Origin of the sequence: Amycolatopsis pittospori (assembly GCF_013870525.1) — a bacterium.
Taxonomy (GTDB): domain Bacteria; phylum Actinomycetota; class Actinomycetes; order Mycobacteriales; family Pseudonocardiaceae; genus Amycolatopsis; species Amycolatopsis pittospori.
In genome coordinates this window covers 174,523-196,638 of the sequence record NZ_JACBXD010000003.1, presented here as the reverse complement: position 1 = coordinate 196,638, position 22,116 = coordinate 174,523, and the positions used below count along the sequence as shown (strand labels likewise).

22 protein-coding genes and 1 pseudogene are annotated in these 22,116 nt (G+C 69.6%); 15 read left to right on the top strand and 8 right to left on the bottom strand.

Annotation, left to right across the window (positions count from 1 at the left end; translation table 11 throughout):
• From H5J31_RS03085 to H5J31_RS03060, 6 genes and pseudogenes are all read left to right on the top strand, one after another.
• Nucleotides 1-472, top strand: a pseudogene (locus H5J31_RS03085) (hypothetical protein); the annotation flags it as partial.
• Entirely contained in the window at nucleotides 469-1,041 is a 573-nt protein-coding gene (locus H5J31_RS03080; RefSeq protein ID WP_181770874.1) for a flagellar hook-length control protein FliK, read from the top strand. The pseudogene H5J31_RS03085 and the gene H5J31_RS03080, both read left to right, overlap by 4 nt.
• A 17-nt stretch (nucleotides 1,042-1,058) precedes the next feature.
• Complete coding sequence (locus H5J31_RS03075; RefSeq protein ID WP_328701356.1) at nucleotides 1,059-1,979, top strand: ABC transporter substrate-binding protein; 921 nt, start codon at nucleotides 1,059-1,061, stop codon at nucleotides 1,977-1,979.
• Complete coding sequence (locus H5J31_RS03070; protein ID WP_181770872.1) at nucleotides 1,979-3,106, top strand: energy-coupling factor transporter transmembrane component T; 1,128 nt, start codon at nucleotides 1,979-1,981, stop codon at nucleotides 3,104-3,106. Before H5J31_RS03075 ends, H5J31_RS03070 begins: the two co-directional genes overlap by 1 nt.
• Nucleotides 3,103-4,698, top strand: coding sequence for an ABC transporter ATP-binding protein (locus H5J31_RS03065; RefSeq protein ID WP_181770871.1), 1,596 nt, complete (start codon nucleotides 3,103-3,105; stop codon nucleotides 4,696-4,698). Before H5J31_RS03070 ends, H5J31_RS03065 begins: the two co-directional genes overlap by 4 nt.
• Entirely contained in the window at nucleotides 4,695-5,528 is an 834-nt protein-coding gene (locus tag H5J31_RS03060) for an ECF transporter S component (RefSeq protein WP_181770870.1), read from the top strand. The genes H5J31_RS03065 and H5J31_RS03060 overlap by 4 nt, the downstream gene beginning before the upstream one ends.
• Here the strand turns inward: H5J31_RS03060 and H5J31_RS03055 are convergent.
• Together H5J31_RS03055 and H5J31_RS03050 are read right to left on the bottom strand one after the other, a co-directional pair.
• A complete protein-coding gene (locus H5J31_RS03055) occupies nucleotides 5,503-5,886 on the bottom strand; it encodes a hypothetical protein (protein ID WP_181770869.1) in 384 nt (127 codons plus the stop codon). The genes H5J31_RS03060 and H5J31_RS03055 overlap by 26 nt on opposite strands.
• 30 nt (nucleotides 5,887-5,916) lie before the next feature.
• Nucleotides 5,917-6,561, bottom strand: coding sequence for an SRPBCC family protein (locus tag H5J31_RS03050; protein WP_181770868.1), 645 nt, complete (start codon nucleotides 6,559-6,561; stop codon nucleotides 5,917-5,919).
• Between the two features lie 117 nt (nucleotides 6,562-6,678).
• Here H5J31_RS03050 and H5J31_RS03045 point away from each other — a divergent pair, with 117 nt between their 5' ends.
• The 4 genes from H5J31_RS03045 to H5J31_RS03030 all read left to right on the top strand — a co-directional run bounded on the left by H5J31_RS03045 (nucleotide 6,679) and on the right by H5J31_RS03030 (nucleotide 10,433).
• Nucleotides 6,679-7,323: a TetR/AcrR family transcriptional regulator gene (locus tag H5J31_RS03045; protein WP_181770867.1), complete on the top strand. Its 645-nt coding sequence runs from the start codon at nucleotides 6,679-6,681 to the stop codon at nucleotides 7,321-7,323.
• Nucleotides 7,324-7,450: 127 nt separating this feature from the next.
• Nucleotides 7,451-8,041 (top strand): hypothetical protein, encoded by a 591-nt coding sequence (locus H5J31_RS03040; RefSeq protein ID WP_181770888.1) that lies wholly within the window; start codon nucleotides 7,451-7,453, stop codon nucleotides 8,039-8,041.
• 139 nt (nucleotides 8,042-8,180) lie between these two features.
• Nucleotides 8,181-8,477, top strand: a complete 297-nt coding sequence (locus tag H5J31_RS03035) for a hypothetical protein (protein ID WP_181770866.1) — start codon at nucleotides 8,181-8,183, stop codon at nucleotides 8,475-8,477.
• A 411-nt stretch (nucleotides 8,478-8,888) separates the two neighbouring features.
• Complete coding sequence (locus tag H5J31_RS03030; RefSeq protein ID WP_181770865.1) at nucleotides 8,889-10,433, top strand: alpha/beta hydrolase; 1,545 nt, start codon at nucleotides 8,889-8,891, stop codon at nucleotides 10,431-10,433.
• Here the strand turns inward: H5J31_RS03030 and H5J31_RS03025 are convergent.
• From H5J31_RS03025 to H5J31_RS03015, 3 genes are all read right to left on the bottom strand, one after another.
• Entirely contained in the window at nucleotides 10,397-11,065 is a 669-nt protein-coding gene (locus tag H5J31_RS03025; RefSeq protein WP_181770864.1) for a response regulator, read from the bottom strand. The genes H5J31_RS03030 and H5J31_RS03025 overlap by 37 nt on opposite strands.
• A complete protein-coding gene (locus tag H5J31_RS03020) occupies nucleotides 11,062-12,180 on the bottom strand; it encodes a sensor histidine kinase (RefSeq protein ID WP_181770863.1) in 1,119 nt (372 codons plus the stop codon). The genes H5J31_RS03025 and H5J31_RS03020 overlap by 4 nt, the downstream gene beginning before the upstream one ends.
• Nucleotides 12,181-12,371: 191 nt before the next feature.
• Nucleotides 12,372-12,596, bottom strand: coding sequence for a hypothetical protein (locus H5J31_RS03015; RefSeq protein ID WP_181770862.1), 225 nt, complete (start codon nucleotides 12,594-12,596; stop codon nucleotides 12,372-12,374).
• A gap of 276 nt (nucleotides 12,597-12,872) precedes the next feature.
• Here H5J31_RS03015 and H5J31_RS03010 point away from each other — a divergent pair, with 276 nt between their 5' ends.
• The 3 genes from H5J31_RS03010 to H5J31_RS39745 are packed head-to-tail and all read left to right on the top strand — an operon-like array spanning nucleotide 12,873 to nucleotide 14,453.
• Nucleotides 12,873-13,706, top strand: coding sequence for a hypothetical protein (locus H5J31_RS03010; RefSeq protein ID WP_207897316.1), 834 nt, complete (start codon nucleotides 12,873-12,875; stop codon nucleotides 13,704-13,706).
• Between the two features lie 16 nt (nucleotides 13,707-13,722).
• Nucleotides 13,723-14,091, top strand: coding sequence for a hypothetical protein (locus H5J31_RS39750; RefSeq protein ID WP_236004579.1), 369 nt, complete (start codon nucleotides 13,723-13,725; stop codon nucleotides 14,089-14,091).
• Entirely contained in the window at nucleotides 14,082-14,453 is a 372-nt protein-coding gene (locus H5J31_RS39745; RefSeq protein ID WP_236004577.1) for a hypothetical protein, read from the top strand. Before H5J31_RS39750 ends, H5J31_RS39745 begins: the two co-directional genes overlap by 10 nt.
• A 27-nt stretch (nucleotides 14,454-14,480) precedes the next feature.
• On the opposite strand, the gene H5J31_RS03000 is transcribed toward H5J31_RS39745, so the two are convergent.
• Complete coding sequence (locus H5J31_RS03000; protein ID WP_181770861.1) at nucleotides 14,481-15,926, bottom strand: nitrilase-related carbon-nitrogen hydrolase; 1,446 nt, start codon at nucleotides 15,924-15,926, stop codon at nucleotides 14,481-14,483.
• A gap of 190 nt (nucleotides 15,927-16,116) precedes the next feature.
• On the opposite strand from H5J31_RS03000, the gene H5J31_RS02995 reads away from it, so the two are divergent.
• Entirely contained in the window at nucleotides 16,117-18,294 is a 2,178-nt protein-coding gene (locus tag H5J31_RS02995) for a HelD family protein (RefSeq protein WP_181770860.1), read from the top strand.
• On the opposite strand, the gene H5J31_RS02990 is transcribed toward H5J31_RS02995, so the two are convergent.
• The gene (locus H5J31_RS02990; RefSeq protein ID WP_181770859.1) at nucleotides 18,206-19,657 is read right to left on the bottom strand and encodes an amidase; all 1,452 of its coding nucleotides are present in this window, start codon (nucleotides 19,655-19,657) and stop codon (nucleotides 18,206-18,208) included. The two genes, H5J31_RS02995 and H5J31_RS02990, sit on opposite strands and share 89 nt — an antisense overlap.
• A 199-nt stretch (nucleotides 19,658-19,856) precedes the next feature.
• On the opposite strand from H5J31_RS02990, the gene H5J31_RS02985 reads away from it, so the two are divergent.
• On the top strand, nucleotides 19,857-20,240 hold the full coding sequence (locus H5J31_RS02985; protein ID WP_181770858.1) for an HPF/RaiA family ribosome-associated protein: 384 nt from the start codon (nucleotides 19,857-19,859) through the stop codon (nucleotides 20,238-20,240).
• A gap of 159 nt (nucleotides 20,241-20,399) precedes the next feature.
• On the opposite strand, the gene H5J31_RS02980 is transcribed toward H5J31_RS02985, so the two are convergent.
• On the bottom strand, nucleotides 20,400-22,052 hold the full coding sequence (locus tag H5J31_RS02980; protein WP_181770857.1) for a glutamate--tRNA ligase: 1,653 nt from the start codon (nucleotides 22,050-22,052) through the stop codon (nucleotides 20,400-20,402).
• Nucleotides 22,053-22,116: the final 64 nt, after the last annotated feature.

Below are 22,116 nucleotides of genomic sequence, written 5' to 3'. Positions count from 1 at the left end.
TCGTGCGCGTCCGACGGTGTGCGGCAAGGGGTACAGCCATGACTCGAAGGACGTCGCGCTCAGCGCCGCCGTCGCCGCCGCGCGCCAGATCGCCGGTCTCGACGCGAGCGGCATCGCTCGTTCGCTGGGCAAGCTGGTGCTGGCCGACGGCGGCTTCGCCAAGGGGTCCGTCGCGGCGAGCGACGGCAAGACCGACTTCCCGACGAGTCTGGCCGCCGCGCAGGGTGTCGCGGGCCGTTCCTGGCTCACCGCCGCGGATTCGCCACTTTCGCCCGCCGTCCGGCTGCCGCTGTCGGATGTCGACGCCGCCAACGCGGCCGCGGTGAGCCCGCAGTCGCAGGTCGCCCAGCCCGCGCAGCCCACCTGGATGACCTGGGGTCTCGTCGGACTGGCCGGACTGCTGCTGGCCGCCGCGATCGTGCTGATCCTTCTGCTTCGCCGTTTCATCAAGATCAAGGGGGTCTCGTCATGAGAAAACTGTTCACCATCGCGTCCGTCCTCATCGGACTGACCGGGCTGACCACCGCCGTGGCCGCGCCGGCGCAGGCCGCGGGTTACGACGGGGTCTGCACCGGCGGCGACGCCCTGACCGGCGTCACCGTCGTGGTCGACTTCCAGGAACTGGACGGCAACGGCGGCACCGCGGCGCCGACGATCACCCGCTGCTCGCCCAACGCGAACCCGGGCACCGCCCGCACCGGCATCAAGGCGCTGCAGGACGCCGGGATCCCCGTCGCGGGCACCGCGCGGTGGGGTCTCGGTTTCGTCTGCCGGCTGAGCGGCCGCCCGGCCGCGACGGAGACCATCCCGCTTTCCACCAACCCGAACTACAAGGAAGCGTGCGTCAACACCCCGCCCGCCGGCGCGTACTGGGGTTACTGGCACGCCGACGGTTCCGGGACCACCTGGACCTACAGCAACTTCGGCGCGCTGAACCGCAACGTGATCCCCGGCGGGTTCGAGGGCTGGTCGTTCTCGCTGAACAAGTCGGCGACGACCAACCCGCCGCCCGGGGTCACGCCGGCCCGCACCGTCCAATGAGGAGGGTCCTCGGCCTGGTGGCGGCGATCTTCCTGATCGCCGCCTCGTCGCCCGCCGCGCACGCGATCGACCAGAGCAAGGGCCACCCGGGTTTCTGCAAGGACGCCACCGGGGTCACCGTGGTCGTCGACTTCCAGCAACTCGGCGGCACGACCATCGTGCGCTGCAATCCCCAGACCACCCGCGGTACCGGACTGGACGCGCTCAAGGGTGCGGGATTCCAGATCGCGGGTGTGCAGCGCTGGGGCGAGGCGTTCATCTGCCGGGTCGAGAACCGGCCGTCCGCCGCCGAGAACATCTCGATCACCGGGCGCGAGAAGTACCGCGAGCTGTGCATCGACACTCCTCCGGCGCAGGCGTACTGGTCGTATTGGCACGCCTCGAACAACTGCGCGTGGGACTACAGCCAGTGGGGCATCAAGAACCGTGACTTCATCCCCGGTGGTTTCGAAGGCTGGTCCTTCTCGCTGAACGCCACCGCGGAGAGCAACCCGGTTCCCCGGGTTTCCGCCGTGCGACCGGGCACCGAGAGTCAGCCTTGTGTGCCGCGCGAGGAGGCGAAACCGGTCACCGACGATCCCAACGAGCGGCAGCAACAGCGGCCCCAGGCGGGCAACGGACAGCAGTCGGGCGACGGACAGCAGTCGACGGCGGAACCTGGCGCGGCCCCTGGGGAAGCCCCGGCGGCGGGCCAGAGTTCCGGCGCGCTGCCGCCGCCCAAACCGCGTCCGAGCGCTTCGGCGCGGCCGCAGGCGAAGGACCCGTCGACGAACGTCGCGTTCACCGGCGGCGAGAACGCCGAAGACGTCAACGCGGTGATCGAACGCGAGTCCGGTGCGAGCGACTGGGCGCCCTGGGCGGCCGGTGGTGCCGTGCTGGCGTTGTGCGTGGCCGGATTCTTCCTGGCACGCAGACGTAAACGCGCCCAGGGAGTTTGATGACCTCGTACTTCCTGCCGCGCGACCTGCATCCGGCCGCCTGGTGGGTGTGGGCGCTGGGGCTCGCCGTCGCGGCGACCCGCACGACGAACCCGTGGCTGCTGCTGACGATCGTGGCGGTCGCGGGCTACGTCGTCGTGGCGCGGCGTTCCGAGGCGCCGTGGGCGCTGGCGTTCCGGCTCTACCTATACCTCGGCGCGTGCATCGTGGCGATCCGGGTGTTCTTCCGCATCGTCTTCGGCGGCGCCGAGGGCACCACGATCATCCTGCGGCTGCCCGAGATCCCGCTGCCCGCTTGGGCGGCGGGGATCCGGCTGTTCGGCGACGTTTCCGCGGAATCGTTGCTGGGCGGGCTTTACGACGGGATGCGGCTGGCGACGATGGTGATCTGCCTCGGCGCGGCCAACGCGCTGGCGAACCCGAAACGGCTGCTGAAGGCCATGCCGCCGGCGTTGTACGAGGTCGGCACCGCGGTGATCGTCGCGTTGTCGGTGTTCCCGCAGCTGGCCGAGAGCGTGCTGCGGGTCCGGCGGGCGCGCAAGCTGCGGGGCGGCTCGGGCAAGAAGAAGGTGAAGGCACTCCACACGGTGCTCATCCCGGTGCTGGAGGATGCGCTGTCCCGCTCACTGCAGCTGGCCGCGTCCATGGATTCCCGGGGTTACGGCCGCGCCGGGACGGTGGAGGCGCGCGCCCGGCTGATCACCGGAACCCTGATGATCGTCGGCCTGATCGGCGTCTGCGTCGGCGTTTACGCCACTTTGGACGGTTCGACGCCCCGCTATCTCGCCGCACCGGTGCTTTCCGCCGGCGTGGTGATCGGGCTCTTCGGGTTCTGGTCCGCGGGCAAGCGGGTCCAGCGCACCCGCTACCGGCCCGATCGCTGGCATCTGCCGGAACTCGTCGTCGCCCTGAGCGGGATCGCCGTCGCCGCCATCCTGTTCACGACGTCCGAGGTGGACCCGATGAACATGAACCCGTCGCTGATCGACCTTTCCTGGCCGTCGCTGTCGTGGGGACCGTTGCTCGGGGTGCTGATCGGCGTGCTGCCCGCCTTCCTGACCCCGGTCCCCGAACCCCCGTACGCCGCGCTCGAAGAACCAGCGCACGGAGAAGAAGCGCACGCATGATCGAACTGAATCAGGTTTCCTTCACCTACCACGGCCGATCCGAGCCGGTGCTCTCCGACGTGACGCTGTCCATCGGTGAAGGCGAACTCGTGTTGTTCGCGGGTCAGACGGGGGCGGGCAAGTCGACGTTGCTCGGCACGATCAACGGTCTCGTCCCGCATTTCACCGGCGGTCACCTCGAAGGGACGGTGTCGGTCGACGGCGTCACGACGCGCTCCCGTCCTCCGCGCGAGTTCGCGCACCTGGTCGGCGTCGTCGGCCAGGATCCGCTCGCGGGTTTCGTCACCGACACTGTCGAGGACGAACTCGCCTACGGCATGGAACAACTCGGCCTGAACCCGCAGGTGATGCGCCGCCGGGTCGAAGAGACCCTGGACCTGCTCGGTATCGCCGAACTTCGCCGTCGTGCGCTGCGGACGCTGTCCGGCGGCCAGCAGCAGCGGGTGGCGATCGGTTCGGTACTGACCACGCATCCGCAGGTGCTCGTGCTGGACGAGCCGACGTCGGCGCTGGACCCGACCGCGGCCGAAGAGGTGCTGGCCACGCTGGCCAGGCTGGTGGAAGACCTCGGTACGACGGTGCTGATGGCCGAGCACCGGATGGAACGCGTGATCCCGTTCGCGGACCGGATGATCTACGTGCCGGGTACCGGGGGAGTGGTCGACGGCACGCCGCCCGAAGTGCTGAAGGACATGCCCATCGCGCCGCCGATCGTCCAATTGGGACGGCTGGCGTCGTGGGATCCCCTGCCGATGTCGGTACGTGACGCCCGTCGTCGTGCTTCTTCGCTGAAACTGGGGACTCCACCGATCCGGTCCACGACTGCGGGCGAGGAGTTGCTGACCGCGTCCGGTGTCGTGGTGCGGTACGGGCCGAAGGTCGCGGTGCGGGAGGTCGACGTCGCCCTGCGCGCCGGCGAGGTGCTGGCGATGATGGGGCGCAACGGATCCGGTAAGTCCTCGCTGCTGTGGGCGGTGCAGGGTTCCGGTCCGCGACAGGGCGGGAAGGTCGCCGTCGGCGGCAAGGATCCGAAGACGCTGAGCAGTGCCGAGGCCCGCAAACTGGTGGGCATGGTGCCGCAGACCGCGAGCGACCTGCTGTACCTGCAGACCGTCGCCGCCGAATGCGAGGCCGCCGACGCGGAATCGGGCGCTGAGCCCGGTTCTTGCCGTGGGTTGCTCGACAGGCTCGCTCCGGGGATCGAGCCGACGTCGCATCCGCGTGACCTCTCCGAGGGTCAGCGTCTCGCGCTCGTGCTCGCGGTCCAGTTGTCGGCCGCGCCCCGGATCATGCTGCTGGACGAACCCACCCGGGGCCTCGACTACACCGCGAAGGCCGCGCTGGCGCAGATGATCGCCTCGCTGACTGCGGAGGGCAAGGCGGTCGTCGTGGCCACCCACGACGTCGAGTTCGTCGCGACGATCGCGCACCGTGTGCTCGTGATGGCGGAAGGGGAGGTCGTCTCGGACGGCCCGACCGGCGAGGTGCTCGGTGGCTCCCCGGCGTTCGCCACGCAGGTCGCCAAGATCCTCGGCGAACCCTGGCTCACCGTCGACGACGTCCGTTCCGCGTTGCCGCAGGAGGTCCGGTGACCACGGCGCCCGCGGTCCGGCTGGGCCCGCGTTCGGCGACGGTGCTCGGGCTCGCGTCGCTCGCGGGACTGATGATGTTCGTCTGGCCGCTGCTGGTCCGCGTCGAACCGCAGTCGATGCAGCACGGCCCGGACGCGCCGTTCGTGTTCATAGCGATCCTGCCGATCCTGATCGTCATCGTGCTGGCCGAGATGTCCGAAGGGGGCATGGACTCCAAGGCCCTCGCGATGCTCGGCGTCCTTTCGGCGGTGAACGCGGCCATGCGTCCCTTGGGAGCGGGGACCGCGGGCATCGAGACCGTGTTCTTCCTGCTGGTACTGGCCGGACGCGTGCTCGGGCCGGGCTTCGGTTTCGTGCTGGGCTGTACTTCGCTGTTCGCTTCGGCGCTGCTGACCGCCGGTGTGGGGCCGTGGCTGCCGTTCCAGATGATGTGCTCGGCGTGGATCGGGATGGGCGCGGGGCTGCTGCCCCGCCGCGTCACCGGCAAGGCCGAGATCGCGATGCTGGTGGCCTACGGCATCTTCGTCGCGTACGTGTTCGGATTCCTGATGAACCTGTGGTTCTGGCCGTTCATCACCGACGCCGAAGTGCCCTACCACGACGGCCACATCTCGTACGTTCCCGGCGCCCCGCTCCTGGAGAACCTGCACCGCTTCGCCGTCTTCACGCTGCTGACGTCGACGGCGGGCTGGGACACCGGGCGGGCGATCACGAACACGGTGGCGATCCTGGTCCTGGGGCCCGCCGTGCTCGCGACGTTACGGCGGGCTTCCCGGAAGGCTTCCTACGGCGCGATTCCGTCGTTCACGGACGGCCCGTCCCGCGTTTAGTCCTCTGGATGCGGGACCGGCGCAGGACGTGGACGGCGACGGCGAACGCCACTCCGACCGCCACGATGATCGCGGCGAAGACCGGATGCATGTCCTTGGACAGGCTCGGCGCGCGCTCGGGCCCGATCGCCCAGAGTGCCAAGGGCGTGGCGTAGGCCGCGGTGAGGGCGATCGCGCCCCAGCGGAGCGCTCTGAGCCGGGCGTCGCGCAGGGTTCCGATCAGCACCAGGGCGACCGGGACGATGGCGATCATCGCGAACTGGCCGATGATCATGATCGGGACGGCCCAGGCAGAGATGATGACGGAGCGCGGGGCGCGGCCGGTGGTCTTCTCGCGGTCGAGCGTCTGGGTGGCCATGGTTTCCTCCTGAAGGTTCGGCGTGGTCGGTCAGCAGTGGGCTTCGGCGGTGGTCTTGAGGTCCTTCAGCCAGGCTTCGAGACCCCAGCCGAGGAATTTGGTCGCGGTGGGCACGTCGGCCTCCACCTGCGCGCCGGACCAGTTCTCCTCGGTGCGGACGAGGACGCCGCCCTTGACCTCGGTGAAGTTCCAGACGTGGATGCCGTTGTCGATGCTCAGCCCCTCGCCGACGGCGGGCCCACTCCAGCGGAGGCACTTGCCGCGCTGGATCTGGTGGACGGTCGAGGTGATCGACAGCGTGGTGGCGGGAGTCGTCTCGGTGGGCGGCGCGGGGGTGGTCCAGCGGAAGCGCGAGTTCTTCCGGAGCGGGCCCCGGTCCAGGCGTTCGTTGCTGAGGACCGGTTCCTGCCAGGACGGCCAGTTCTCGACGTCGGTCTGCAGTCGCCAGATCTTGCTCAGCGGGGCGTTGACGAGGGTCTCGGTGCGGTAGTGGATCGGGGCCTTCGTGTCGATGGTCTTGCCCTGGCACGACAGCGGAGCGGGGGATGCGGGGGTGGCGGCCTGCGCCGGCGTGACGGCGCCGCCCAGGAACCCGATGGCCAGCGGGAGGGCGAGCACCGCGGCACGCGCTCCGATACGGCGGCGGGACTTCGGGGTGACCTGGGTGTCCGTCATGGGTTTCTCCTCTGCGTCGTTAGCTGCGCTTGCGATAGTTAGAAGCTATAACCAAAGCCGGATGAGTGTCAATAGGGAAAGTGATAGCCTCTAACTCGGCGATGGGAGAGGTGACCGATGGACGCAGGCGGCAAGAGCTCACGTGAGCGCTACCGGGCGCAGGTGCGCGCGGAGATCAAGCAGTACGCGTGGGAGCAGTTGGCCACGACGGGCGTGTCCGCGCTGTCCCTCAACGCGATCGCCAAGCACGTGGGCATGAGCGGTCCCGCGTTGTACCGGTACTTCGCCAGTCGCGACGAGCTGCTCACGGACCTCATCCGCGACGCCTACCGAAGCCTCGCCGACACCGTTCGCGCCGCCGCCGAGGCGGGCGGCGGCGTGGGCGAGGTCGCCTACGCCATAAGGGAATGGGCGGTGGAGGATCCGCAGCGGTACCTGCTCATCTACGGCACGCCGATTCCCGGCTACCACGCGCCCGACGACACCACTCGGATCTCCAACGAGATCATGGCGGTGCTGCTCGACGTCCACGCCGCACGTCCTTCGGATGGCCGGAAGCCGGCGCTCGACGCCCATCTCGACGACCATCGCCAGTGGGACGGTGGCCATCCGGCGCCGTCTGAAACCCTGCGCCGCGCCCTGACCTTCTGGACCCGGATCCACGGCGTCCTGTCGCTCGAACTCGCCGGTCACTTCTCCGGGATGGGCTTCGATCCCGCCCTGCTCTTCGCCGCCGAACTGGAGGACCTCGACCGCGACTGATCATCCACAAAGGACGGTTCCCGCTCAGTGGGGCATCCGTCGATCTTTCCTGCTGCGCCAAGGAGTTCCGTGCTAGTTTCCCGGAATGCGCGGAGGATCCAAGGTTCGCTTCGGTAGGACGCTCGCGGTGCTCGCGTCCATGCTCCTCGTCTCCCTGACCGGCCCCGGGGCGATCGCGAACGCGTCCGGCGGGCATCCGCCGCGGCACGACTGCGAATGCGCGACCCCGTCGATCGACCGGTTGCAGCAGTGGATCGCGTCCGGTGAGGGCGCCACCGTTCCGGCGACCGGCAGCATCCTCGTCCGCGAGCGCGGTGGATACGCGGCCAAGGTGGACTTCCTCAGCGCCGAATGGCATGTGATGGTGCTGTGGCTCGGGAATCAGTTCGAGGCGCAGGCCGATCTCACGAAATCCGCCGGTTTCTGGATGACCTACAGCGCGACCGACGACCTCTACGTTCAGCTACGTCCGGCCTCGCACTGGAGCGGCGGCGACAAGTGGCTGACGAAGGTGCCGTCGACAGGCGGGAAGCTTGTGAAGAAATTCTTCAGCTTCGCGCCCGACGCGTGGACGACGCTGCCCGAGCTGGGCAAGCCGGCCTACTCGTTCGAATCGGCGCTGGCGGAGGCTCGTGGGCTGGTCTTCGTCGGCAAGACGCCGAACAAGCTCGACTTCCGCGGACTGCGCGTCGATCGCTACCGGCCACCGTGTCTCTGAGCACGCATCGCCGATCCGGGGCGCCTCTGAAGTGACCGTCCACTGTGGACGCGGTATGGCCGTCGCACACAGTGCCCGTTTTGTCCTGTACGGTGAACTTTCAGCCGCCCCCGCTCGACCGATCCGAGGAGTACCCCTGATGAGCCTGTTCGACTCGCTGAAGGAGAAGGCCGCCGAGCTGCTGGGCGGTGCCGGCGACAAGGTCAGCGAGCTGACCGGAGTCGACCTGTCCGGTGCCGCTGACCAGGCATCTCAGGCTGCGGGCGGTCTGGCCGAGACCGGACAGAGCCTTGCCGAGAACGCCACCGCGGCCGGTCAGGACGCCGTCGACTCGGCCACCGCCGCAGGTCAGGGCGTCGTCGACTCCACCGGCACGATCGGCGACGCCGCCACCGGCCTGGCAGGCGACGTGATCGACCCGAACGCCCGGGGCTGACCCGCCCCCGGTCCCCGGTATCCGCGAAACCACGCGGATACCGGGGATCGTCATTTCTCCGCTAGGTGACCTCGAACCGGTCGCATCTCCGCAACGGCGGTTTCGCGGCACACCGCGGTCCTTCGCGACGCCGGCCTGATCACTAGCACGCGTGACGGCGCGATGGTGCGGCACAGTCAGACCCCGTTGGGTGCGGCTCTCCCCGGATGAGCCTGCCGGAGGCGGCCGACGCCGCACGACCCTTTTGCGCCCTCGCGCAAAAAGCCTGGTCGAAGGGCGAACCGGGTCACGATCGGGCTAAGCCTCAGGGACTGGTTTCCCAGCGCTGATTTCGTTCCGCGGGCAGAGGTTTCCGCGGTATTCCGCCCTTAGCGTCGCCGGTGTCGGACAGGAACCAGCAGCGAGGAAACGATGAAGATTCGCTTGATCGCCTTGGCGGCGGTGTTGACGGCCGGGGCCCTGCAAGGAGACGCGGCGGCCGAGGGCCGGGGGATCGCCTGGCACGACTGCCGGACGAGTCCGGCCGACGAGACCGGACACCGGCTGGCGGAGGCGGGCGCGAGCTGTGGCGAGATCACGGTGCCGCTGGACCACGGCGATCCCGGCGGCCGGACGCTGTCGCTGGCCGTCGCCCGCCGCGCCGCGTCCGATCCCGGACGCAGGCTGGGCACACTTATGGTCGATACCGGCGGACCCGGCCCGTCACGGGACGGCGTGGCACTCGTCGCGAAGGGGCTCCCGCCGGAGGTCCCGTCCGGGGCACCGGGGATCGCCGCGCGATACGACCTGGTCGGGATCGATCCCCGATTCTTCGGGCTCAGCAACCCTTTGGAGTGCGGCTGGCCCACCGGCCGGTACCTGCACAGCGCTCAGCTCGCGAGCCCCGACCGGGTCACCTTCGACCGAAGTGTCGCCGTCGCGAAGGAACTCGCGGCCGGCTGCGCGGACCGGAGCGACGTTCTCCCGTACGCGTCCACGCGTGACATCGCCAGGGACATGGACCTCGTGCGCGCCGCTCTCGGTGAAACGAGGATTTCGTACCTGGGCTGGTCTTTCGGCAGTCATCTCGGTGCGACCTACCTTCAGCTCTTTCCCCGGCGCGTCGACCGGATCGTGCTCGACAGCGCCGCCGCGCCCGAGGCGACCGGCCCGGCGCTGACCCGTGAGACGGCCCCGGCGGACGCTGCCGCCTTGCGGGACTGGGCCCGGTGGGCCGCGGGCCGGGACCGGCGCTATCACCTGGGCGCGACGGCGGACCACGTCCTCGCCACGGTGGACCGGATCGCTCGCGCCGCCGCCCGCGAACCGCTGAAAGTGGGCGGCCATCGGATCGATGCGGCGATGATCCCGGGGCTACTGCTCACCGTTGACGACAGCGACGCCTTCTACGCGGAGTTCAGCGCCCAGCTCGTCGTCTTGCGCGATGCCGCTCGCGGTCTCGCGGTCACCCCGACTCCCGAACAGGAGCTGAAGCTTTCTCTCTACCGCGACCAGGATGTGGAGCCCGCTTTCGGTTTCAGTGCCACGGTCGCTAACCAGTGCGCGGATCGCGCCGCGTCCCGCGACCCGGAAACCTATTACCGGGACATCCAGGCGCACCGGGTCTCCGAGCCGCTGTTCGGCCCGCTCGCGCGGCACATCACGCCCTGCGCGTTCTGGCCCGTCTCGCCGGCGGAGCCGCCCACCACGATCGGCAACGGCCACCCCGCGCTGCTCGTGGGCGCGTCGGGCGATCCCGTCACGCCGTACCCGGGCCAACGGGGCCTGCGCCGCGCGCTGACGGGCTCCCGCATGATCACGCTGGACGGTGCCTTCCGGCACGGTGTCTATCTTTTCGACACGAGCGCCTGCGTCACCGACGCCGTCGAGTCGTACCTCCTGGGCGGTTCTTTGCCCGGTACCGATGTCGTCTGCGCCGGTCAGCGTTCACCGGGCCGGACCACCCCCGCCTCGTAGGCGAGGACCACCGCCTGGACCCGGTCCCGGACCCGGAGCTTGGCCAGGATGTTGCCGACGTGGGTCTTCACCGTGCCCGGCGCCACCGTCAGCCGCTCGGCGATCTCGGCGTTGGACCAGCCGCGTGCCATCCCGGCGAGGACCTCCCGCTCGCGCCCGGTCAGCGTCGCCGCCGACCGGGCCGCGGCGGGATCGACCGGGGGAGCCAGGCGGTCCAGCAGTCTGCGGGTGGTGGACGCGGCGATCACCGCGTCACCGGCATGTACCGTCCGGACCGCGGCCAGCAGTTCCTCCGGGGTGGCGTCCTTGAGCAGAAACCCACTGGCACCCGCGCGGATCGCGGCCAGGGCGTGCTCGTCGAGGTCGTAGGTGGTGAGCATGACGACCTTTGGCGCGTCCGGCGGACGCAGCACCTGGCGCGCCGCCTCGATGCCGTCGAGCATCGGCATCCGCACGTCCATCAGGACCAGGTCGGGAGCCAGCCGCCGGACCTGCTCCACCGCGGCGAGCCCGTCACCCGCCTCGCCGACCACGGTCAGATCCGGCTGGGAGTCGATGACCATCCGGAACCCCGCCCGGACCAGCGCCTGGTCGTCGGCCAGCAGGACACGGACGGGACGCTCGCCGGTCATGCGAGCACCGGGAGCCGTGCGCTGAGCCGATGGCCGCCGCCGGGCCTCGGTTCCAGCGTCACCGTCCCGCGGTAGGCCGCCGCGCGCTCGCGCATACCCGCCAGTCCGTGCCCGCCGCCGGGGCCCGCGGTCCGCGCCGGGCCGTCGTCCAGGACGTCGATCTCCAGTCGTCCGCCGGGCCAGCGCACGGAAACCTCGGCGCGGGCGGCCGTCCCCGCGTGTTTCAGGACGTTCGTCAGCCCTTCCTGGACGATTCGGTACGCCGCAAGGGAGAACCCGGCCTCGATCGGTCCGGGCGGCGCTTCGAAGACGAGCCGGACGTCGAGCCCGCCGGCCCGCACGCGATCGACCAGTTCCGGTACGTCGTCCAGGCCCGGCTGGGGTTCCGCGGTCTCCGGGCCGTCCCGAAGCACGCCGAGCACGCGCCTGAGTTCGCCCATCGCCTGCCGGGCGCAGTCGCCGATCGTGGCCAGCGCGGTCCGTCCGGCCTCCGGCGACGTGGCCGCCGCGTACCGGCCCCCGTCGGCCTGCGCGATCACGACCGCCAGCGAATGGGCGACGATGTCGTGCATCTCGCGGGCGATCCGGGTCCGCTCCGCCAAGACTGCCAGGCGGGCTCGCTGGTCGCGCTCGGCGAGCCGCACCCGTCGCAGCGATCCCATCGCCCACGCGGCCACCACCGTGCTGGCCAGTAACGCGCCGACGAGCACGTGCGCCGTCACGGAGGAGGGCAGCAACGGCCAGCTCAGCCCACCCAGCACCGCGCCGAAAAGGCCCGCGGCGAGCCCGGCCCGGCCTGTCCACCGCGGTCCGTAGGCCGCCGCCGCGTGCACCGCCAGGGGAACGGCGAGGTCCGCGGGGAGCGCGCCGTTGCCGTCCCGGACCGTGAGCCATTGGACCGCCGCGCCGCCCAGCACCAGTGCCGCGCATACCGTGGCCTTCCGTCGTCGCACCGCCAAGGGCAGCGGTAAGACCAGGGAGAACACGAAGTACGCGGCGTCCGCGCGCACGAAAAGTCCGAAAAGGACGCAAGAGGCGCAGAGCAGGAGCGCGATCAGGACATCGACGAGCGATTCGTGTCCGCGCAGCCAGGAATCGAGCCGTTCACCGAGCACCTCGTCACTGTAAAGCGGGTCAGACGCCCGGTACCTCGCCGCACGGGCTGACACCGGGTCGGCCTGGCGGGCTAGCCCGAAAAGAGCAGGGACCGGGGCCTTCCCCGCGTTGTCCTCGACGGAAGACTTCATCTGTGGGGACCATCGGCGGAAGTACAAGAGCGGCGAGTAGCCCGGGGTGGGAAGGACGGTCAGGCGGCGCGTCCGCTCCACCGCCACGCCGCGTGCAGGGCGGCTATGAGGGCCTCGTCGTCGCTGAAGCTGGGTTCGTCCCCGACAGGCACCCAGGTGCGGTCGACGACTTCACCGTCATGGCGGCGGATCACGGCGATACCGGGATAGGACAGCGTGCAGCGGCCGTCGGCGGCGACTTGCCGGGACTCCCAGTGCAGCTGGACCACACGATCAGAACTCATCGACCACAACTTTCGGTACTCGCGTACCGAGTAAGTCGTTCGTCGCGGTCCGGGCGTTTCACGCTGTGTGCCCGCCGGTGACCGCGTGGCCGGCCTGGGAGCGTCGGGAACGGTGCGACGGCGATGGCCGCGGAGCTGCGGATTCCGCTTCGGATCCGCTTCTTTTCGTGAATTTCGTATGCGGAAGCGGATGCGGCCGAATCGGTGACCCCGATCACAGCGACTTACCCGATCGTGGGAAAATGAGTCGTCCCGTTTCCGGCTCCCGGAGGGTGAATGCCCCGCAGAATACGTCGCTGGCTCGAATTGCTCGGTCTCGGCGGTTTGGCGGTGGTCGGCTTCGGGGTCGGTATCGCCGATCAGCTCGGCTGGCTGGACAAGGTCGCGCCCAAGGGCGTCGCCACGCTGACCCTGCTGATGGTCAGCGGTGTGGTCGTGATGCTGCTCGTCGAACTCAGCCCGCTGCGCGCCTTGGAAGACATCCGCGACCGCCTCGCCGGACTCGACATCGACACCATCGCCGCGAGCCTTCGCCGTTCGCATTACGGCGGGGTGGTCGAAGTGCACAAACGTTTTCCGGACGACGTATTCGCGTCCCGTGTCGCCAAGGCCAAACAGGTGACGATCCTGAACACCTGGATCCCGAACCTCGATCTGCTGGAACAGGAACTGGAAGCGGCGATCGTCGACCGCCGGGCCGAAGTCCGCATCATGTTGCTGCATCCCAGATCACTGCTGGTGGGATTGCGCGAGGCGGCGCTCGGCCGGTCCGACGGGGCGGGCAACGCCTTCGTGAGCACGGGCATCACGAACTGCCTGGAGACGCTGGCGCGGCTGCACCGGCGGCTCGCGAAACGGCAGGGCAACCTCAAGGTGCGGGTGTTCAACTCGCAGGCCTCCGTTTCGGTGTACCGGGCCGACGAGCGCTACCTGGTCAGCATGTTCCTGCACGGCCAGCTGGCGATCAATTCGCCGCAGTTCGAGATCGAGGGCACGCGGGACACCGTGCTCGGCGAACAGATCCAGCGTGAGCTCGACACGTTGTGGGACATCGGCCGCGACGTGGATCTCGGCGACTGGAACCGAAGCATCGACATGATCCGATTCTGAGCAGAGGGGTGTACCGATGCGAGACCTGGACGAGTTCGAAGACGGTTTGATCGAGCGGTTCCGCGATCATCCGGCGTTGCGGGACCTCACCGATCTGCGGCAGGAGGATCTGCAGACCGTCCTGCTGCAGCGGCGGTTCCTGTCGCTGGCCTTCACCATGGCCTACGACCTCGCGATCGACCTGCTCACCGACGAGCAGTCGAAGCGGATCGCGCGCGTGATCGTCCGCGAGGAGTACCCGGACAACAATTCACCGGGCAACACGCCTTCGCACCGCGAGGACATGATGGCCGACATCCTCGCGCTCGGCGTCCCCGGGAAGCGCTGGTGCGCTCCCGGAAATCGCTGGCCACGTCGGCCTGTATCGACGCGACGATGGAACTGATCGCCCTCGCCGGCGACTCGGAGCACGCCGACGTCGAACTGCTGACGATCCTGCGCTTCTGGGGCGAGGTGCTGGTCTCCGTCGAGTACGGCGAACTGTGGCGCCGGATCGGCCCGGTGCTCGGCGACAAATCCGTCTTCTACTACCCGCACCACGTGCACGACGCGAAGTCCCGCCCGCTCGCCGCCGCGTCCCCGCTCTCGCTCACGCACTCCGACCAGCTGGGGATGAGGCTCGTCCAGCTGATCGACTCGAGCGCGGCCGAGGAGCGGTTCCGCGAGACAGAGGAGGCGGTCATCGCGATCAAAACCGGGTTCTACGACCAGTTCCTGCCGCTGACCCAAGCGGGCGTGACGACCTGACGCGGGCGCCCGTGAGAACGGACCCTTTCACTCACGACCGCGGCCGGTCGCACGAGTGCGCAGGCTGGTCACGGTGGCGATCAGTGTCATGGCCGCGGACAGCCAGGCGAACCACTCGCCCAGCCGGCTGTAGGGCGTAGGGGCGACGCCGCCGGGCACGTCGGCGACCGCGACGGCGAACGGCTTGCCGCCGGTGCGGTCCTCGGCGAGCACCTTGCCGAACGGGTCGGTGACGAGTGTCCGGCCGTCGGTGGCGGCCCACGCCATCGCCAGGCCGTTCTCCACGCCGCGCAGCAAGGCCGTCCGGCTGTGCTGCCAGCCGTCGACGTCCTCGTCGTCGGCGGGGACGGCGAGCAGCGACGTCTTCTCCAGCGCGTAGTCCCGGGCCGGGGACGGGAAGTTGACGTCCATGCAGTTCTGCAGGCCCACCCCGGTGGACAGGTACGCGAGCTTGTCGCCGGGGACCGTGCCGGGGGAGTCGCCCACGTGCCATTTGTGGAACACGGCCGCGGGCCCGCCATCGGCCGGTACGCCGAAGACGGCGTTGTACTTGCTTCCCTGCGACCGCTTCACGATCGCGCCGACGGCGACGTCCGCCCCCTTGGCCGCCGCTGCCTGGCGGATCGGCAGCACCAAGGCGTCGGTGTCCGCTTCCTCCACGGTGAACACCGCTTCCGGTAGGACGACGATCCGGACGCCTGCGGGCAGAACCGCGATCTGGTCCACATAGGACTGAAGGATTTCCTTGCCCGACGGGCTGTTCACGTCGGTCGCCCATTTGTTGTCCGTCTGGGCGATGGCGGCGACACGCAGCTGCGACGTCGTCGAGCCCTGCTGTCGCACCAGCCCGTAGCCGAGCACCGCGACCAAGAAGAGCGCCACGACGGCACCGGCGCGAAGACGGGCCGCCTTGGCGATCCCGGGCGCGAGCGGTGCGGCTACCGCGGCGGGGACGAGCAGCACCAGGTACTCCACCCCCCAAGCGCCGGTGACGGCGGCGATCTGGACCACCGTGGGCTGGTCGGCCTGGCTTGTCGCGAAGGTCCCCATCACCCCGACCGGACTGGTCAGCGAAACCACGTACAACCCGCTCACCCAGATCGCCGGTGCGGCGAGCGCGGCCGTCAGCGGCCGTCCCCGGAGTACCTGTGCCCGGAAGAGCGCGACGGAAAGCAAGAGCAGCGAAGAAGAACCGAGCACGATCACCGCCACCATCGGCAACGGGATCGAGTCCGAGCCGAGGAAGTACGACCAGCTGTTGGCCGTCCCCAGGAACCCGGCGACGAACGCGGCGAGCAGTGCCACACGGGCGCTCACGCGAGGGGCCAGCAGGAACAACGGCAGTGCAGCGAGCCACGTCAGTGCCGGGATCGGATCCGGCCCGGTCCCGAAGTACAGCAACGCGGCCGCGGCCGCCGTCGCTCCGATCGCGGCCATCGTCGTGCCTGGCTGTCTGCGGTCGTCCACCGTCATGACGATTCCCCTGCTCCGTGTCGGTTTCGCTCGGAGTCGAGCCTGCCGAAGCGGAAGCGGGAACACACTGGGGGCGGCCACCGAGGGAGGCGGGGGCGGGCCCTACCGCGGCGACCAGGGCCTGACGTGGGCGGCTGAGGCGGCGGAGAAGAACAAGACTGTTCTTCCCCGGTGCCGCCGTGCACGCTCGATGGCACTGATCGCCGACCTGGAGGCATGGGTGGCCGTGACCGGCATCGACCGTGAGACCGACATCGAGCAGGAATACCTAGCGACCCTGTACGCCCGTCTGGACGCGCTGCGCGAGGAGACGGCCGAGCGGCTGGTGGCCCGGCGGGCCGAGGGGGACCGGGAGGCGGCGGCCGTCTGGCAAGCGGAGATGGCCCGGCTGGACGCGGTCGAGGAGGGGTTGTGCTTCGGGCGCCTGGACATGCACGACGGCCGGCGCGTTTACATCGGCAGGCTCGGCCTGTTCCGGGACGGGGGCGAGGAACCGCTGCTGCTGGACTGGCGCGTCCCGGCGGCCCGGGCGTTCTACACCGCGACCGCGACCGCGCCGGACGGGGTGCGGCGACGGCGGCGCATCACCACGCGAGGCCGGACCGTCGTCGCGGTGAACGACGAGTTGCTGAACGCCGACGGTGCCGGCGATGACGGTCTGGTCGGCGAGGCGGCGTTGCTGGCGGCGGTGACCGGGGAGCGGACCGGGCGCATGCACGACATCGTCACCACCCTGCGGGCCGAGCAGGATCGGATCATCCGGCACGAGTCCGGCGGGGTGCTGGTGGTGCAGGGCGGTCCCGGCACGGGGAAGACGGCGGTCGCGTTGCACCGGGTCGCGTACCTGCTCTACACCCGTCCTCATCTGCGCACCCGCGGTGTCCTGGTAGTGGGTCCCAGCCGGATCTTTCTCGACTACATCGGCCAGGTCCTGCCCGGTCTCGGCGAGAACAGCGTGGTGACCACGACCATCGCCGACCTGAGGCCGGACGTCGAGGTGGATCGAGTGGACCCGCCCGGGATCGTCGAGCGCAAAGGCGAGGCGGTCATGGCCGAACGGCTGGCGGCGGCGGTGCGTTCGCGGGTCAGGACACCGGAACACCCGGTCGACATCGAGTTCGAACAGCAGATGCTGCGGCTCGAACCGCGCGAGTGCGGCCGGGCCCTGCGGAAGGCCGGACGCTCCGGACTTCCGCACAACCAGGCCAGACTGGTCTTCCAGCGGGAGATCGTGGATGTGCTCGCGCGGCTCCTGATCGAGGGTATGGAGGCGGTCGTGCTCACCGATACCGGCGAGTCGATCGACGGCGGCAGTTCGGACGGGAGACTCGGCGAGGCCGATCTGCGCGCGCTCGCCGCCGCCGGTGTCGTGCTCGGCCAGGATGATCACGACACCGGGCCGAAGACCCTGCTGGACGAGATCGACCGGACCGGTTTACGACACTCGTTGCTCGCCGACACCGGCGTCCAAGCCGCACTCGACATGCTGTGGCCGCCGCTGACACCGGAGCGCCTGGTGTCGGACCTCCTCGGCGAGCGGGCCGACGGCTGGAGTGCCGCGGATGTCCCGTTGCTGGACGAGGCCGCCACCTTGATCGGCCAGGGCGCCGATGTCACGTTCGGGCATGTGGTCGTCGACGAGGCACAGGAACTGTCCGAAATGGACTGGCGGATGCTGATGCGCCGGTGCCCCACCAGATCGATGACCGTCGTCGGAGACCTCGCCCAGACCGGGAACCCGGCGGGCGCCTCGTCGTGGGATCGCGTGCTGCGGCCACATGTGCGGGATCGGTGGCAGCTCGCCCGGCTCACGGTCAACTACCGCACACCCGCGGAGATCATGGCCGCCACCGCGGACCTGCTCGCCGCCCACCACCCCGGGACGCCGCCGGTCCGGTCGGTCCGCTCGGCCGGTACACCACCGTGGCGACTCGGCACCGCCCGCGCCGACCTGATCACCACCCTCGCCGACCTCGCCGCGGCACACACCGACGGCCAACTCGGGATCATCGCCCCCGGCACTCTCATCGAGCCCTTGGCCGCGGCGTTGTCCCTCACCACCTTCCCGGACCTGACCGGCAAGGTCGTACTGCTCACCCCCGGACAGGCCAAAGGCCTGGAGTTCGACTCGGTCCTGATCGCCGACCCGGGCGAAATCCTCCGCACCGCACCTCGCGGCCACAACGACCTGTACGTCGCGATGACCAGAGCCACGCACCGGCTGGGCGTCGTACACCCCGGGCAGCCACCGGCCGAACTGGCCGCACTGCCGATACGCCCTACTTCGGTGCCTGGAAGCCGCCCATCTCCCGTTCCAGCAGTTCGGCCAGACGCAGCGGGGTGCGGTCCTCGAACATCGGACCGATGAGCTGCACTCCGACCGGCAGGCCCTCGGGGGACCGGTCCGCGGGGACGGCGGTGGCGGGCAGGCCGGGCATGGTGGCCAGGCCTGCCCAGACGAGCTGGTCGAAGTACGGGTACTCGACGCCGTCGATGTCGATGTGCCGTTCCAACGGATTGGGGTCGTGGTCGTGCGGGAACGCGGGCGTCGGCGTGATCGGGCACACCACGGCGTCGAATTCGGCGAAGAACCGCCGCCAGCCCTGGCGGTGGACCTCGCGACGGTTGTTCGCCTCGAGCCAGTCGCGGTGGCTGAACACCATGGCGCGCAGTCGCACGGAGTCGAGACTCTGATCGTCCGCGCTCAGTCCGGCGGCGCGGGCCTGCAGCTCCTCGTACGAGTCGAGGGGAAAGCGTGCGACGGAGCCCGAAATCAGCAACTGCAGGTAGAGCGTCGCGGCTTCGGTCAGATCGGGCAGCAGCGGACTGTGCCGTTCGACGCGGGCACCGCCGTCGACGAGCGCGGCGGCCACCCGATTCACGCCCGTTCGGACGGCGGACCCGGTCGGAATGAGCGGATGCTCGTCGAGGACCAAGACCCGGAAATCGCGGAGCCGTTCGTGGCGGGCGGGCGGCAGTGCCAGGTCGTAGGCCACACCGTGCGTCAGCGGGTCCGGTCCGGCCATGACGTCCAGCAGGAGCGTGAGGTCGCGGGCGGTGCGCGCCATCGGGCCGACGACGGCGAGGTCGAGGTCGACCGGCAAGACAGGCTCGGACGGCGCGACCATGCCGCGGGTCGCCGCCAGCCCGAGCGTCGGCTTGTGCGCGTAGACGCCGCAGAAATGCGCGGGAGTGCGCAGCGAGCCTCCGATGTCGGAGCCGATGGACAGCGCGCCGAACCCGGACGCGAGGGCCGCCGCCGAGCCGCCGGACGATCCGCCCGACGTGCGAGTGTGATCCCACGGGTTGGTGGTGGTGCCGTAGATCTCGTTGAAGCTCTGGATGTCCTGCAACCCCAACGGCACGTTGGTCTTGCCGAGCACCACCGCGCCCGCGGCTTTAAGCCGCGAGACCTGGACCGCGTCTTCGGCAGGCATGTGATCCCGGTGCGGTGGCATACCCCAGGTCGTGGGCAGCCCGGCGATGTCGTACGACTCCTTGACCGTCACCGGAACACCGAGCAGCGGCCGGTCCTCGCCGCGCGCACGTGCCTGGTCGGCCTGGAGTGCGGCGGCCCGCGCACGGTCGAAGTCCGGCACACAGATCGCGTTGACCACCTCGTCTTCGCGTTCGATACGGGCGATCGCCTCGTCGGTCAGTTCCACCGATGTCACCGCACCGGCGCGCAACGCGGCAACGAGTTCTTCGGCCGATTCAAAGCTCCATTCCATGAATTCGACGCTATCGGCCTGCCTCGGGGGGCACGAAATTCCGGTTGTCGCAAGAGAGATCTGCGAAACCTCGCGAATGGCCCCGGCGAAGGTCGCGGTTTCCACGGTCGGTTCCTGTCGCTGAACCGAGGGGGTTTGAGCCGGCCGCTCCCGTGGTACTGAAGGAGATCATCGCCGTTCCCCGTTTTGGAGGGTGCTCGTGCAGATCCAGGTCAACACCGACCACAACATCCCCGGTGGCGAAAAGCTGGTCACCTTCGTGTCGACCGACTTGGAGGACAGCCTGTCCCGGTTCGGCGGATGGTTGACCCGGGTGGAGGTACACCTCAGCGAGGACGCCGGCGGCAAACCGGAGGACAAGAAGTGCGTGATCGAGGCGCGGCCCGGTGGTAAACAACCGCTCGCGGTCACCCACCACGCGGCCACCGTGGACGAGGCGTACGCCGGGGCGGCGCACAAATTGGGACGGGTGCTCGATTCCCGGTACAGCCGCGCCCACGACCACAAGGGCAGCGAAAGCATCCGTCACATGCCCGCCCCGGAGGACCCGGAGCAGGTCGGCGTGGTCGTGAGTGATCAGTGACGTTCCAACGTCACTGATCACTCACGCAGCCCTCGTCCTGGTACGGGCGCAGCCGCGAAGGCGTGTTGCGAAAGCCACTTTCGCAACGCTGAACGTTGCGAAAGTGGCTTTCGCAACGCCTCCCGCGAGACGTTCGTCCGCCTCTCGACAGAATGCGTCTTAGCCGACGAGGCCGTTGAAGCGGCCCAGCGTCTCCTCGCGGCCCAGCGCCTGCGTGATCGAGTGCAGGTCCGGGCTCCGGGTCGAGCCGGTGATCGCGATCCGGATGATCTGCGAAGCCTCGCGAATCGAGCCGGGGAAGGCCTCGGGGTTCTTCTTGAGTTCCTTGGCGTTCTTCGCGAAACCGTGCTTCGCGGCCACGTCGCGGATCTGCTGGAACCATTCCTGGCCGTCGTCGAGCTGCTGGTAGTTGCCGACGAAGTCGCGCGCCACGGCCTGGACGACGTCGCGGTCGACGCCGAGTGCGGCGATCCGCTCGTCGTCCGGGCCGGCGACGGCGGCGTGCAGCTGCGGGAAGAAGAACCCGTAGACGGCGCGGAACTCGCTCCACTTCTTGAGGTCCTTGCGCGGGTTCTCCGCGCCGTCGCGCTCGACGGCCAGCGCGCGCAGCGCGAGCTCGGGCTCGGCGTCGAGGACTGTGCGCAGCGCGGGGTCGAACCGTTCCGCCCAGGCGCTCACCTCGGCGAGGATCTCGGCGCCGGACAGCGTCGCGATGTGGTCGGCCGAGATGTCGTCGAGTTTGACCAGGTCGACCAGCGGGCCGGCGACACCGCATTCGTCGAGGTTGATCGGCTCGGTCAGGGCCTGGTCGAGCGGCATCTCGGCGAGACGGCCGTTCGCGAGACCGCGCAGGTAGTACAGCACCGCCTTCGCCGGGTAGCCCGACTCGATGTAGAAGTCGACGCTAGCTTCCGGGTCCTTGCGCTTGGACAGCTTGCGCTTGCTGCCGCCCTCCTGCTTCATCAGCGGCGCGATGTGCGCGTACGTGATCGGCTCGAAGGCGAGCGCGTCGAACAGCTGCTGATGTGTCGGCACCGACGAGATCCACTCGTCGCCGCGGATGACCAGGTTGACGCGCATCAGGTGGTCGTCGACGGCGTGCGCGAAGTGGTAGGTCGGCAGGCGCGGGCTCTGGTCGGAGCTCTTGAGGATGACGACGTCGTTGCGGTTGGCCTCGGCTTCGAGCGGGCCGCGGATGGCGTCGGTGAACCGGGCGCGGGCACCGGTGTCGTCCGGCGCGCGGAACCGCACGACGTACGGGTCACCGGCGTCGAGCTTGGCCTGGACGTCGGCTGGGTCGGCGTCGCGCCAGATGGCCCAGGAACCGTAGTAACCGGTCGGCAGCTTCGTGGCCTGCTGGCGCGCGGTGATCGCCGCCAGTTCGTCCTTGGTGGCGAAGTCGAGGTACGCGCGGCCGAGGCGGAGCAGGTGCCGGACGTAGGTCAGGTAGATCTGCTCGCGCTCGGACTGCTGGTACGGGCCGTAGTCGCCGCCGCGGTGGATGTCTTCGTCGGAGGCGAGGCCGAAGTAGGAGAAACCGCGCTCGAACTGGTCGAGGGCGCCTTCGACCTCACGTGACCGGTCGGTGTCCTCGACCCGGACCAGGTAGCGGCCGCCGGTGCGGCGGGCGACGTCCTGGTCGATGGTGGCGACGTAGATGCCGCCGATGTGGACGAACCCGGTGGGGGACGGTCCGAAGCGGGTGACCCGGGCGCCCTCGGGGAGGTCGCGGGCCGGGTAGCGCTGCTCCCAGTGCTCGGGTTCGGGCAGGTCGGCGGGGAACAGGGCGTCGATGACTGCTCGGTCCAGCATGGCGGTTCAGATCTCCCGGCGTCGTGGTGCATGGCTTTTTCGCCACCGAAGAGCGTAGCCGTCC